9 protein-coding genes are annotated in these 12,901 nt (G+C 71.8%); 4 read left to right on the top strand and 5 right to left on the bottom strand.

The genetic code is table 11. The features are described from left to right. Window positions 1-35 precede the first annotated feature (35 nt). A complete protein-coding gene (locus WME75_RS07435) occupies window positions 36-1,658 on the bottom strand; it encodes a hypothetical protein (RefSeq protein ID WP_437487733.1) in 1,623 nt (540 codons plus the stop codon). Window positions 1,659-1,675: 17 nt separating this feature from the next. Continuing rightward, a complete protein-coding gene (locus WME75_RS07430; protein ID WP_437487731.1) occupies window positions 1,676-2,758 on the bottom strand; it encodes a hypothetical protein in 1,083 nt (360 codons plus the stop codon). Between the two features lie 431 nt (window positions 2,759-3,189). Between WME75_RS07430 and WME75_RS07425 the strand changes: the two genes are divergently transcribed. The 3 genes from WME75_RS07425 (at window position 3,190) to WME75_RS07415 (ending at window position 6,834) form a co-directional block, all read left to right on the top strand. After that, on the top strand, window positions 3,190-4,194 hold the full coding sequence (locus tag WME75_RS07425; RefSeq protein WP_437487728.1) for an RNA polymerase sigma factor: 1,005 nt from the start codon (window positions 3,190-3,192) through the stop codon (window positions 4,192-4,194). A gap of 383 nt (window positions 4,195-4,577) precedes the next feature. After that, complete coding sequence (locus WME75_RS07420; protein ID WP_437487725.1) at window positions 4,578-5,165, top strand: RNA polymerase sigma factor; 588 nt, start codon at window positions 4,578-4,580, stop codon at window positions 5,163-5,165. Window positions 5,166-5,874: 709 nt separating this feature from the next. Then, the gene (locus tag WME75_RS07415) at window positions 5,875-6,834 is read left to right on the top strand and encodes a hypothetical protein (RefSeq protein WP_437487723.1); all 960 of its coding nucleotides are present in this window, start codon (window positions 5,875-5,877) and stop codon (window positions 6,832-6,834) included. A gap of 198 nt (window positions 6,835-7,032) precedes the next feature. Here the strand turns inward: WME75_RS07415 and WME75_RS07410 are convergent, their stop codons facing one another. The 3 genes from WME75_RS07410 to WME75_RS07400 all read right to left on the bottom strand — a co-directional run bounded on the left by WME75_RS07410 (window position 7,033) and on the right by WME75_RS07400 (window position 10,603). After that, window positions 7,033-8,103, bottom strand: a complete 1,071-nt coding sequence (locus WME75_RS07410; protein ID WP_437487720.1) for a PDDEXK nuclease domain-containing protein — start codon at window positions 8,101-8,103, stop codon at window positions 7,033-7,035. Next, on the bottom strand, window positions 8,100-8,684 hold the full coding sequence (locus tag WME75_RS07405) for a hypothetical protein (protein ID WP_437487718.1): 585 nt from the start codon (window positions 8,682-8,684) through the stop codon (window positions 8,100-8,102). Before WME75_RS07405 ends, WME75_RS07410 begins: the two co-directional genes overlap by 4 nt. Window positions 8,685-8,911: 227 nt before the next feature. Further along, window positions 8,912-10,603: a hypothetical protein gene (locus WME75_RS07400; protein ID WP_437487716.1), complete on the bottom strand. Its 1,692-nt coding sequence runs from the start codon at window positions 10,601-10,603 to the stop codon at window positions 8,912-8,914. Between the two features lie 441 nt (window positions 10,604-11,044). Here WME75_RS07400 and WME75_RS07395 point away from each other — a divergent pair, with 441 nt between their 5' ends. After that, window positions 11,045-12,871 carry a CotH kinase family protein gene (locus tag WME75_RS07395; protein ID WP_437487713.1) on the top strand — a complete coding sequence of 609 codons (1,827 nt, stop codon included), beginning with the start codon at window positions 11,045-11,047 and terminating at the stop codon, window positions 12,869-12,871. Window positions 12,872-12,901: the final 30 nt, after the last annotated feature.

Here is a 12,901-nt window from a genome sequence, read left to right as displayed (position 1 = left end):
ATCCTCTCTCCCTGGTCATCCCCTTGTGGAATCCGTCATCGGGGCGGCACAACCAGCTCGGGGAAATCCCAGAGGGGCGCGGTCCGGCCGCGCTCTCCATTGGCTATCGTATCGTTCGGATCGCCTGCGCCGCCGAGCCCACCAGCGCCGGCTTCTCCCCAGGCCCAGGTCGCGCTCTGCGTGAGGTGGACGCTGCTGTCGACGCGCGCGACGGCCATGGAGACGCCTCCGAGCCCTCCGCCACCATGGCCGCCTTTGCCTCCGTCGCCGCCGTTACCCCCTGCGCATGCAGAGTAAACCGTACCGTCGATTCGTCCGTCGGCGCCGCCTGCCCGGCCCCGGCCCCCCGCTTGCCCCGTCCCTGCGTTGCCGCCGCGACCGCCGTCGCCGGTGATGATGGCCGTCTTGTCCACCAGGACGTGTGCATGCAACGCGATGATCCCGAAGCTGCCGCCTCCGTAGCCGCCCCCCCGGCCGCCACGCCCTCCGCAGCCTCCGCTTCCGCCCGAGCCGCCGGACGGTCCGCTTTGCGGATCCACGGGCCGGCAGTGGCCGTTCGAGCCGACGCCGCCCCCACCGCCGCCTCCCAGGCCGATCCCCCCGTTCTGGCCGTTCTGTCCCGAGAAGCCCTGCCAGCCGTGGGCGCTGATGCTTCCGTACTTGAGCCGCTCATCGGGCAACCCCGCCCCGCCTCCAACCCCGTTCGCGCCGGACTCCCCATTGCCGCCCGACTTGCCGGCCGTGCAGCTCATCGCCCCGCCGTTTCCCCCTTCGCCTCTCTCCATCGAGTCGGATACCGGTGCCGGCGCGCCCTCCATGCCGTCGCCGCCCGCAGCGACGTCGCCCTCGCCGCCCGCGCCGCCGATGGACATCGTGCCGTCCTCGCACAGCGTCACCACCCGCGGCGCGCCCTCGGTCCAGTCCGCCACGCACCCGTGCGCGCCTGGATTGCCACCCACCCCGTCCGGCGCCCGCCACGGCTGGTCCCGGGGAGCGCCATCGTCCCCGTCCGCCCCATCTGCGCCGTTCCCCGCCAGGAGCTCGCTCGACACCACGTCCACCGCGGCGCCCTCGCGCACGATCATCGCGATCGACGACCCGCTGGGCCGGGTCGCGTCCGCCGCCACGAGCCGCACGCCGAACACCACCGACGTCATGCTCGCTTCGCGCGCCTCCACGGTGAGCGGCACCCGCTCCGGCTCCGGCGCGATCTCGGTGAAGCGGTCCTTGCCGCCCCAGGTCCACGCCGCCGTAGAGCAGTCCCGGCCGCCCCAGATCGCGACGCCCGACGGCAGCGTGACCGCCTCCTCGAAATCCTCCGCGCAGGCGTACACCCGCCGCGTCCCCCCGGGCTCCGACGCCTTCTCCACCGCGCGCCGCAGCGTCCTGACGGGCGCCTCCCTCGTCCCGTCGCTCGCGTCGTCCCCGCGCCGCGCGACGAACACCCCGCACTCGTCCTTCGCCGCGCTCGTCGCGGGATCGCCGTCGCACGGCGACCCCGGCAGCGACGGCGGCGTCTCGCCGGGGAGCGGATGGCACGAGAACGTCGTCGCGCAGTCCTCGGCATAACACCCGGCGCCCCCCGCGGCGCTCCCGCAGCCGAGCGCGATCACCGCGAGCGAACGCAGCCAGCCTCGACCCCCGCGCATCCTCCCCATGAGCCCCCCTTCGCGCCTCACCACACGCCCTGAAGGACGAGCCCGGCCTGCGTTCCCGTCGGGCTCGGCACCACGTGCACGCCGCCGCGGACCGGTGTCTCGTCGAGGAGCCACCCCTCCGCGAGGAACGACGCCGCCGTCGCGATCCCGAACACCGCCCCCGTCGCCAGCGCCACCTTGCCGAGCGTGGCGAACAGATCCCGCTCCGCCACGTCGTCGCGGATCTCCGCGCAGGCCGAGGGCGCGTTCGGCCACCAGCACGTCGACGAGGTCCAGCCTCGCCCGCGGAACACGACGTCGCGCTCGGCGAGGTTGTCGTGGACCACATCGGCCCGCATGAGGAACACCGCGCCCGCCCCCAGCGCGGCCGTCGCCAGCGCCGCGCCCCCGATCCGCAGCTCCGTCACGGGGACCGTCGGCCGCGCCGCCGGATCCGCCGCCCGCACCGGGCCGCCGCCGGTCGCCTGCGGCGCGCCGCGCTCCGGCGCGCGCAGCAGCTTCAGCGTCAGCGAGAGCCGCCCGCCGGCCTGCCCCTCCAGCGAGCTCACCGCGTCGGTGTGGCCATCCAGCCGCGCCCGCACGGTGTGATGCCCCGGCTCCAGGAACAGCTCGTAGGTCGGTGCCGGGCGACCCGGCGCCTTTCCATCGACAAGGACCTCGGCGTCCGGTGGATTCACACCCAGGTAGAACGTCACCACCCGGCGCTCGGCCTTCTTCAATCCCTCTTCGGCCCGCTCCGCCAGCCCGCCGCGGAGCGCGTCACGGTGCCTCAAGCTCTGCGCCAGGTGGTCGGCCGCATCTCGATACCTGCCCAGCGCGAGCTCGCACAGCCCGAGCTCCGCGGCGATCTCGGCGCGCTCCGCGTCGGTCGTCCACGCGGCGTCGGCCGCCTTCAGCGAAAGCTCGTACGCCGCCGCGGCCTCGACCCACCGCCCCGCATCGCGCGCCTGCCGAGCACGGCGCAGCGAGCTCGCCAGGGTCGATGTTTCGCGCGGACCCGAGATGGCATGGGGCGGCTCGCCTGCGCTCGCCACGCCCTCCACCGCCGCGACGACTCCCATGAAGACGCACGGCAAGAAGGAGCAGAGCGCGTGACGCACGCCACCCTGAATACTCTTTCGCGCGGGCCCATGTCAACGCGCCGTTTCCCGGAACCGCCGGGAATTCTCGTTCATGACCGCGTTCAGGACGGCCAGAATCGTCACCGGTTCGATGAACGAAAGAGAATTGGAGCATCGATAAAGGAATGTCTTTGCGTCTTGGTTCCACCAGGGGGCTCACGAGGGCGGAATGAGGAAGACGGCCATGGCGTCGCTGGCCAACGGATCAGCTCCCCCGGCGGGCAGCGCTGCGACCCGAGAGGAGGAACCCTCGCCGGACCGCTGCTCCCCCTCTTCGCGATCGCGTACGGCGGCGCCGTCTGTCCCACCTTCTTCCGGGGGCTCGGTCGATTGTTGAACCTTCGGACGGGGCCCGGATCGTCTGCTGGATCGTGGACCGAGCAACGCCGACCTGCCCTCTACCCGCCCGCGTGAGATCGCTCGTCAGCTACGTCGGGGTGCCCTCGCGGGACCTCGACGATGTCATGCAGGACGCGATGGTGCGTCTCTGGGAGCGGCGAGAGCAGGTCCGATCGGCCAGGAATCCGAGCGCCTTTTGCGACAGTGTCGTCCTGAACACGGCTCGAGATCACCGCCGGGGAGCGCACAGACGCGAGGAGGCGCTCACGGGCTTTGACGAGACGGCGCTCCGCGATGAGCGTCCAAGCCCCGAGGATCACGCCATCGCTCGCCAGGAGGCGGCGCTGGTGCGGCAGCTCATCGAGCAGATCGGCGACCCGGGCCGCGGGGTCTTCATCTCGTGCGAGCTCCTGGAGCGGCCGATCGCCGACGTCGCCCGAGAGCAGGAGATCCCGCTGGAGACCGCGCGAAGTCGCCTGCGCCGGGCCTGGGAGGAGTTCGAAGAGGCGGCGGCCCGCTGGGAAGCGAGGCAACGAGACCGCGGCGCTCGCCGGCTGCGCGCCGTGCTGTTCCCGCCCTGGCTCCTGGAGCGGCGCTCTGGGCAGCGAGGTGGTCCCGCGCGCTGGATGGCACGAGGCTTCGCCATCGCCTGTGCGGCGGTGCTCGGCACGCTGGCCACGGGCCCGACGGAGCCCGTCGAGCCTCTCCGCGCCTCCCTGGCCACCCTGGTCTCCAGGAGGACGACCGGGCCGGCGACCGCGCAGGCCGCCCGGAACCCCGCCGTGTCGGCGCGCGTGGGCGATGCGCTGGACGGGGCGGCGGCGGCCTCTCCGGCGCTGGACGCGGCGATGACGGCCCCTGCCGCCCCCGCCACGCCGGCAGGCCGGCCGGCGGCACCGCGCCCGGCGATCAGCTCCCGCGAGCGAGATCTGATCGCCCGCGCACGGACGGCCGTGGAGGCCGGTGATGTCGTGTCGCTCGTCGAGGCGCGACGCCTGCTGGAGGAGCACGGACGGAGATTCCCGCGCGGCCGGCTGGCGGGTGAACGCGAAGCGCTGCTGAACCAGCTCAGGTGATGACCGAGCATTAGGCCATCGCTGAGCACGAGGTGGCCTTCGTGGCGAAGGCGGCGCTGGACCACCGTGGTTCGTGGTCGCCGCCGTAGGAGGTTGAGCGCCTCCTGAGCGGTCGTCCCGCGCCGAGCGACGCCCGCTCAGGAGCGATCGTATCCGCGCGGACGAGGACTCGCGCGGAACATTCACGTTTCACTTGGAGGCGAGCCATGGAGCTCCTGGCATTGCCCCCGCGCGGGGCGATCATTCATTGCGTCGGAACACGCGTCCTCGCCGAGGAGTCGTCCCCTGCGGCGCGACACGAATGGACGGCGGGTCCGAGCGCGTCCGGCGCGCCGTGCGTCGCGGCGCGGACGACGGCTCGGCCGGGATCTCGGCAGAGCGCGGTGAAGCCTGCGGCAGACAGCGACCGGGAGCACGCGTTCCACTCTCTATTTCAGGCGGAGACGATCCGGCGTGTTCATCGATGGCTCGGGAAGCTCCGCGTACCCGCGCGCGATCGGCGCGACCTGAGCCAGGATGTCTTCCTGGCGGCCGTCGTGAGCTTTGGCAACTATGATCCCTCGCGTGGCTCGGTCGCGCGGTGGCTGAACGGCCTCGCGGTGAACCTGGCTTCGCATTACCACGCGAAGGCATCTCGGCGGAACGAGGCCATCACGGATCCCGCGGAGCTGTGCAAGGCCGGCGGCGGCGCGACGGCCATCGAGCTCCTGCTCGCAGCGGAGCGGCGGCGCCTGCTGAGATCAGTCGTCCTGGAGTTGCCGTTCGAGCTGCGCTCGGTGCTGTTCCAGCACGACCTCTACGAGATCTCCATGAGAGACATCGCCGCGATGAGAGAGATACCCCTCAGCACGGTGTACAAATGGCGCGCCAGAGCGCTCCATGGCGCGCAGGAAGCGCTCGCGAGGCGCGTCGCTGCGGAGGAGGAGCCCAGGAGGAGCCCCACGCTCGCCCCCGCGGGGGGAGGCCGCTGAAGCCTGCCTCGCCGGCGGGCTGCTGAGCGGTCCCGCTGAACCGGGAACGGTTGCCGGCAGGCAGCTGGGCAGCCCCGCGGAACCGGGACCGGTTGCCGGCAGGCAGCTGGGCAGCCCCGCCGAACCGGGACCGGTTGCCGGCAGGCAGCTGGGCAGCCCCGCCGAACCGGGACCGGTTGCCGGCAGGCAGCTGGGCAGCCCCGCCGAACCGGGACCGGTTGCCGGCAGGCAGCTGAGCAGCCCCGCGGAACCGGGATCGGTTGCCGGCAGGCAGCTGGGCAGCCTCGCGGAACCGGGACCGGTTGCCGGAAGGCAGCTGGGCAGCCTCGCGGAACCGGGACCGGTTGCCGGCAGGCAGCTGAGCAACCTCGCGGAACCGGGCTGCCCGCTCCTCTACCTTCCAGGCCCGCCCCGCAGGATGCCAGGCGCGTGCGAGGGCGACAGGGCGGCTCCTCTCTATCGATCGACGCGTGCAGGCACGCCAGCCATGCGCAAGATTCCGACGTAACATTCCGACGCTTATAGAGGGGGCATGCATCTGGAAAATCATCGACAGATGAGTTGACAGTAAGACGCAGGTGATTATCCCTCCCCGGAACGTCCGGCGCGCGCCGGGCGCTCCTATCATGTTCAGCGCGGGGGGGAGGGAGCATGATGCTCATGTTCTTCTGCCGCTCCGCGACGGAGATCAACGAGAGGTAATCCCCTCATGGCCAGACCGTTCCAGAACAAGAAGAAGCCGGCTCCCAAGAAGCCCGGGGCCACGCCCCAGGCGGCGGCGGCGTTCGACAAGACCCTCGCCGAGATCGAGGCGCTGAGCCCGGATCGGCTCATCGCCATCAATCTCGACATTCCGCGCATGGTCTCCCAGGTGCTTGGCGTGCTGCCTGGCCTCGTCGTGCTCCGCTCGGACATCGCCGAGCGACTGCAAAAGCACGATGTCGCGCTGCTCGACCGGCTCGAGACGTACGCGCTCGCCGCGTGGGACGCGCACCTCGTGTGGCTGTCCAGCGGAGGCGCCGAGAACGCGCTGAAGCCGCTCGTCGAAGAGGCGGTGCCGCTCCGCGAGAACCTGCTGAGCGACGCCGAGGCGCTCGCCCGCCGCGGCCTGCTCGACGCGGAGGCGGTCGCCGAGATCCGCGCAGGACAAGGGCACATCGACACGGCAAACGACCTCGTCGCGCTCTCGGCGCTGTTCAGCGGAAGCTGGTCGGAGATCGCCGGCAAGACGGCGGCGACCGAGAAGGAGGTCAACCGCGCCGGGGAGATCGGGCCGCTGCTCCTCGCCGCCCTCGGCGTGAGGGAGCACGGTAAGGGGCCCGGACCGACCGAGGCCGCCGACAAGAGGGCGCGTGCGTTCGCGCTGCTCGTGCACGCCTACGATCAGACCCGCCGCGCCGTCGCCTACCTCCGCTGGAACGAGGGGGATGCCGACACGATCGCGCCGTCGCTGTACAAGGGCCGCGGCGGTCGCTCGGCGTCGTCGAGCGACACCGCCGGGGCGCCGCAGGACGCCGCCCCGGCCGGCCCGGCGGCGCCAGCATCGCCCGGCGCCGCGCCGCCCGTGTTGCCGCCGCCCGACACGGCGGCGCCGGCGGCGTCCGGTGCTGCACCGCCCGGCGCGGCGGTGTCCGGCGCAGCGCCCAACGGCGCGCCCCTCATCGCTTAGTACCGCGTCGCCCGAGGACGAATCCGCGGTGGTGAACCGTGGAGGTCTGGTGCTATCCGCGGGATTCTCGGGGGCGAGACGACGGATCGCAGCTCCTTGGAAGGCGTGGGCCCAACGCGAGTCTAGCCGGAGAACCGGTGAGGCTCCAGCGGGCTCGCATCGCGCTGGTGTCGGTGGTCACGCGGTCTCCTCCTCGGCTCAGGTCGAAGGTTCACCCCCGCTCGTGATCGGCCGCGGTGCGGCGCCGATCTGCGCGCGCGCGTGGGTGATGGCCTCCAGGAGCTTCTTTTCGAGGAGCGCGCGCGGGGGCAGCTCCGTCAGGTAGCTCGCCACGCGGATCGAGCCCTCGCTGAGCTGGAGCAGCTCGATCTGCTCCTCGTTCTTGTCGGCGCAGAGGATGAGGCCGAGCGGCGGGTTCTCGTGGGGCTGGCGCTCGTGCTTGTCGAGCCAGCGCAGGTAGAGCTCCATCTGCCCCTTGTCGCGGGCGTCGAAGCGGCCGAGCTTGAGCTCGACGGCCACGAGCGCCCGCAAGGAGCGGTGGAAGAAGAGCAGGTCGAGGTAGTAATCCTCGGCGCCGATGCTCATCCGCTTCTGCCGCGCGATGAAGCTGAAGCCCTGTCCGAGCTCCAGGAGGAAGCCCTCCAGCTCCCGCAGGATGGCGGCCTCCAGCTCGCGCTCGCCGAAAGAGGCGGGCAGGCCGAGGAAGTCGAGGACGTACGGGTCGCGGAAGATGAGGTCGGGCGTCATCCGGCCGCTCTCACCGAGCGCGGACAGGGCTTCTTGCACGACGGCCTCCGGGCGCTTCGCGATGGCGGTTCGCTCGAAGAGCATGCCGGCGATCTTCTCCTGAAGGGTCCGGGTGCTCCAGCCTTCGAGACGGCAGAGCTCGACGTAGAAGCGGCGCTGGAGGGGGTCGTGGAGGGCGATGATCTCCCGGAGATGGGTCCAGCTCAACTGTGCACGCAGCGCGTGCACAATCTCCGGGTCGGGGAGGACCTCGGCGAAGCGCAGCATGTGGTGGAGGTTGCGCTTGCTGAAGCCGCGGCCGTACTCGGCCGAGAGGGAGGCGGCCACGTCGGCGACGACCTGCTCGCCATACGCAGCCCGGCCCTCGCCGACGACGTGCTCGCGAAGGCGGCGGCCCACCTGCCAGTAGAGCCAGACGAGCTCGCTGTTGATGGACCGGGCTGCGGCGGCGCGGCTCTGGTCGATGAGGCGGCGCAGCTCGTCGACGAGGGCGGCAGGAATGGGGGCGAGCGGGGCGGTCATTCGGGCTCGTCCTCGTCGAGGTCGTCGTCGGTGGCGTCGTCGAGATCGGCGGGGGCGGGTTCGTCGGGGTCGGAGGTGGGGAGGCGGGCGGCGGCGGCGCGGACGTCGAGCTGGCCGGTGACGACGTCGGCGATAAGGCGAGTGCAGTATTCCCGGATGAGTGTGATTTCGCGCTCGGCCTGCGTAATAGCAAGCTCCAAGGGAGCTGCTTCGCGCTCAATGTGTTCGGCAATGCTCAACTGCTCTACCAGTGGACACCGAAGCAGAGGTATCGCGGCCACCTGTCCTAACCGAAGATGGCCCACGGTGCTGCCGTTGCAGGCATGCTCGATGTGCCTCCGAACCACAGGGCCATAGATGCTGTGCACGAGAAATCGTGCGTCCAGAACGCCCGGCCGAGGCCGGAAGTACATCATTCGTTGTCCCATGCACAAATTGGGAACGTCTGGAACCAGGCAAGCCTCCCCAGCAGGCGCCTCGCGAGTAAAGAACACGTCGCCAATCATCAGGCGGTGCGCGTCGGCGAGGGCGAGCAGTTCGTTGCGGGAGAGGAGGTGGAGGACCTGGCGCGGCGTCGGCATATGCGCGGCGCAAGACGGTAGGTCGGGGTGGCGAGGGATCGCAACCGAAAGATCGCAGCCGGTCCTCCCGCGGCGCAGCGCCCGCGGCTCCGCGCGCTCAGCGCCCGCGCATCAGCGGGTGGTGGCCTAATTTGCTTTGCCCCGGAATGATTCACATGAAGGCGGGAAGATCATTGAGCTTTTCTTCCCGCCTTCCCGCCTTCATGTTCAACTTAGGCCACCACCCATCAGCGCGCCGTCCGCCCGATCTCCTCCGCCGCCCGCGCCCGCTCCTCCGCCGCCCGCGCCAGCGGCCCCGTCAGGAGCGCCTGCGCCTCGCGGAAGCGCGCGGCCACGTCGGCCCAGTAGCTCGGGTCCGCGCCCTGCGGGGCGGCGAGCTGCTTGATCAGCGCCGCGTCGTACGCCGCGATGCCCGCGTACGGCGAGGCCGGCTTCGCGCGGGCCACCCAGTCGAGCGCCGCGAGATCGCCCAGGCCGAGCCCGGTGAGCGGCGCCCGCCGCATCATGAGCGCCGCGTCCTCGGGGCCGTTGCGCAGGCCGAGGGCGAGCGCGAGCAGCGTCGTCGCCTCGGGCGGGCGCGGGGTGCCCTCGGGCCACGCCGCGAGCAGCGCCGTCGCCTGGTCGAAATCCACGGCGCGCCAGTACAGCCGGCCGAGCTCGATCCGCGCCCGCGCATAGAGCAGCCGCGCGTCGGGCGAGAGCTCGGCGGAGCGCAGCGCCGCGCGGTGCTGCAGCGGGACGCCCCGGCCAAGGAAGATGCCGAGGAGCTCCGGCCGCGCCGCCATCTCGGACGGGATCAGGCGGCCCGCGTAGTACGTCGGCAGCCTGGCCGCGAGCCGCTCGACGCCCGGCGAGGGCGCGACCTCCGGGGGCGGCGGCAGCTCCAGCGCGTCGAGCGCGTCGACGGGCCGGCCGCCGTAGAGGCGAGAGAGCATCGCGCGCGCGCCCTCGACGCGGGCGTCGCGGAGCACGCCGACCGACGAGAGCTCGCGCAGGCCGACGAGCGCGGCGTCGCGGCCGCGGCTCTTCCAGGGCTCCAGCAGCTGGTCGAGCTCGGCGTAGTAGACGTTGCTGAGCTCCGCGTCCTTCCGCATGGCGTCGGGCAGCGGCGCCGACCGGACCGCCTCGACGAGCCGCATGTCGGCCCGCCCGGACTCCACGGCGACGATGCCCTTCGCGTAGAACGGCAGCTCGACCCCGAGCCGCCCGAGATCCTCGATCGCCCGGGCCTGGTCCGTCACCCACGTGATGAGCGGCCCCTTGGTGAACGCGAGCACGCGCTGGACATCGTAGGGCGGACGCAGCGCGGGCGGCTCGGTCGCGGTGCGCGCGAGCCGGGCAGAGAGCGTGAGGCCGAGCAGCACCTGGTAGAGGTCGCCCTTGAGCGCGGCCGGCGGCGCCTCGAGGTACGGCACGGCGAGGGCGTCGCCGCACGCGACGGGCGCGAGCTCGGCCCGGAGCGCGCGCGCGAGGCCCGCCTCCAGGCCCGCGCACGCCTCGACCCCCGCGAGCCGCGCGTCGCGCTTCGCGGCGTCCTCCTCGGCGAGCGCGGCGTCGAGCGCGTCGAGCGCGCCCCGGGCATCGCCGCAGGGCTGCGCGGGCGCGACCGGGGCGCGCCGCGCGAACGGCTCGCAGACGCGCGGCGGGGCGGGCACCCCGGCCGGCGCCGGGGGGACCAGCGCGGCCTTCGGGTCGAACGGCGTCGGCTTGAGGAGCGGCAGCCACTCGTCCTTGAGCGTGCCGTGGACGGCGAAGGCCTCGCTCTCGGGGAGCGGAGGCGGCGGCGGGGTCGCCGCGCGGTCGCCGCCCGGCGGGACGGGCGCGTGCGCCGCGGGCGGAGGAGCCGCGGCGCAGGCCGCGAGGGAGAGCCCCATCGCGGCGGTGAGGGCGGTGAAGATCGAGCGGGGGATCGAGCGCATCACGTCTCCTTGGACACGGGCGATCCGCAAAGGTTTCGCCGAAGGCCGGCGGCGGCATCGGGACCCGAGCGGTGCGCGCTCGTGGATACCACGGAGGCAGGCGCGGGGTCGCGAGGGGATGGCGTGTGAGACGCGCCGGATCGCGCGGCGGGGCGGCCCCGCCCCCGGCATCCCCGCCAAGCACGCTGGTGGCCGGAACCACCGGAATCGCGCCTGCAGCGAGACATGCCACATCGCGACCCTCAGGCCCACGCTCCGACAGGAAAGTTTTATCTCCGCAACCTGTTCGGCGACCCCCGGACGACGTTCGGCGCGCCGGAGCACTGCACCGGTCCGCTCACGAACCTCACGTAGGCGTTTCCCGCGATGCCTGGCCAGCGCGACAAGCGGTTTTCGTGCTTCTGGCCGCGGAGGGGAAAGGTCGTGCTAGACACTGGCCCCATGGTACGGAAACACACAACCACTCTCGTTCGCGCAGGCAGCATGCTCTCGGCGATGGCGTTCGCGCTGGCCCTCGGCGCGCCCGCGTGCGGCTCCGACCCGCCGCAGACGCCCGGCGGGACGCCCGGCGCCTCCTCGTCCTCCTCCGGCGGCGGCGGCCCCTCCGGCGACGGCGGCGGCCCCAGCACACCCGATCCCGATCCGAGCGACGCCATGTTCGATCCCGACCACGTGATCGAGGTCGGAATCACCATGGCGCCCGAGGACTGGGAGACGCTCCGCCGCCAGTCCCGCGAGTTCTCGAAGCTGTTCGGCGAGGACTGCATGGACGGCCCCAAGGAGAGCCCCTACACGCAGTTCCCCGCGACCGTCACCGTCGACGGCACCACGCTCGAGATGTCCGCCGTCCGCAAGAAGGGCTTCCTCGGCTCCGCCAGCCTGTCAAAGCCGTCGCTCAAGGTGAGCTTCGACGAATACGTGGACGGGCGCGAGCACGCCGGCCTCGAAGGGCTGACCCTCAACAACGCCCGCCAGGATCCCTCGCTGATCAAGACGTGCCTCGCGTTCAAGGTCTTCGGCGACGCAGGCCTGCCCGCCTCGCGCTGCAACTTCGCCCACGTGACCGTCAACGGGGAGGACCTCGGCATCTACGCGCACGTGGAGCCGGTCGGGAAGCCCCTTCTCGAGCGCCATTTCCCGGACGCGAGCGGCGACCTCTACGAGGGCCAGATCAGCGACTTCCGCGACGGCTGGACCGCCACGTACGAAAAGAAGACCAACAAGGACGACTCCGACCGAAGTGAGCTCGACGCCGTCGCGGCCGCGCTCCTGGCCAGCGACGCCGAGCTCGACGCGACGCTCGGCGCGGTCCTCGAACTCGGGACCTTCCGGAGGTACTGGGCCACCGAGTCGCTGATCGCCGCGTGGGACGGCTACGCGGGCAACACGAACAACCACCACGTGTATTTCGACCCGGCGTCCGGAAAGATGTCCTTCTTGCCGTGGGGCCCCGATATGTCGTTCGACCCGGCCGACCCGGTCGGCCCGTCAGGGCGGCCGCAGTCGGTCTCGGCGAGGGGGGCGATCGCGAACCGGCTCTACCAGACGCCGGAGCTCCGCGCTGCCTATGCCGAGGCCATGAAGGACCTCCTCGAGACGGTCTGGAAGGAGGACGCGCTGCTCCTCGAGATCGACCGGATGGAGAAGCTCCTTTCGCCGTATGTCCGCGCAGATGCGGAGGCCGTGAAGACGGCGACCGACGCGATACGGGGCTTCGTGAGCGGGCGCCGCGCCACGATCACCGCCGAGATCGCGCCCACGCCTCCCGCGTGGATGTTTCCGACCGCCGCCACGGCGTGCATGACGACGGTGGGGACCATGACGGGCACGTTCTCGACGACGTGGGGGTCGCTCGCCCAGATGGACACCTTCGCCGCGGGGACGGGGACGTTCGACACCGCGATCCCCGCGGATAACCCGCAATCGGCCGGGACCGTGGGCGCCTCGGCGGGCCATGAGGCCTCCCAGTCTGGGTTCGATTTCGCCATGAACGGGCGCGCCCAGGTTTCGGTCGTCGGGAGCTTCCCCGACGGGACGGTGCGCGCCCTCGTGTTTTATGTGGAGCCGGAGGTCTTCACCGACGGGGGGGAGGGCCCGTACGACTGGCAATCGGTCTTCGCGCTCGCGCTTGATTACACGGAGTCGGAGCCCGTGTTCACGGGCTTCCTCGGCGACGGCAAGATCCACTTCGACAAGGCCTCGATGGAGCCCGGAGCGCCGGTGACGGGCTCGTTCGAGGCGACCCTCCTCGGAGGCGCTATTTTTTGATTCGTTCGTCGGGCGCGCTCCGACAGCAGA

It is taken from the genome of Sorangium sp. So ce1014, assembly GCF_051521505.1.
Taxonomy (GTDB): Bacteria; Myxococcota_A; Polyangia; order Polyangiales; family Polyangiaceae; genus Sorangium.
The sequence above is the reverse complement of the archived record's forward strand: the minus strand, read 5'-3'. Positions and strand labels throughout refer to the sequence as shown.

Coding starts and splice junctions, on each gene's coding strand:
- WME75_RS07405 (WP_437487718.1), bottom strand. CDS start 8,684: ATGCCGACGCCGCGCCAGGTCCTCCACCTCCTCTCCCGCAACGAACTG.
- WME75_RS07410 (WP_437487720.1), bottom strand. CDS start 8,103: ATGACCGCCCCGCTCGCCCCCATTCCTGCCGCCCTCGTCGACGAGCTG.
- WME75_RS07395 (WP_437487713.1), top strand. CDS start 11,045: ATGGTACGGAAACACACAACCACTCTCGTTCGCGCAGGCAGCATGCTC.
- WME75_RS07415 (WP_437487723.1), top strand. CDS start 5,875: ATGGCCAGACCGTTCCAGAACAAGAAGAAGCCGGCTCCCAAGAAGCCC.
- WME75_RS07400 (WP_437487716.1), bottom strand. CDS start 10,603: ATGCGCTCGATCCCCCGCTCGATCTTCACCGCCCTCACCGCCGCGATG.
- WME75_RS07435 (WP_437487733.1), bottom strand. CDS start 1,658: ATGGGGAGGATGCGCGGGGGTCGAGGCTGGCTGCGTTCGCTCGCGGTG.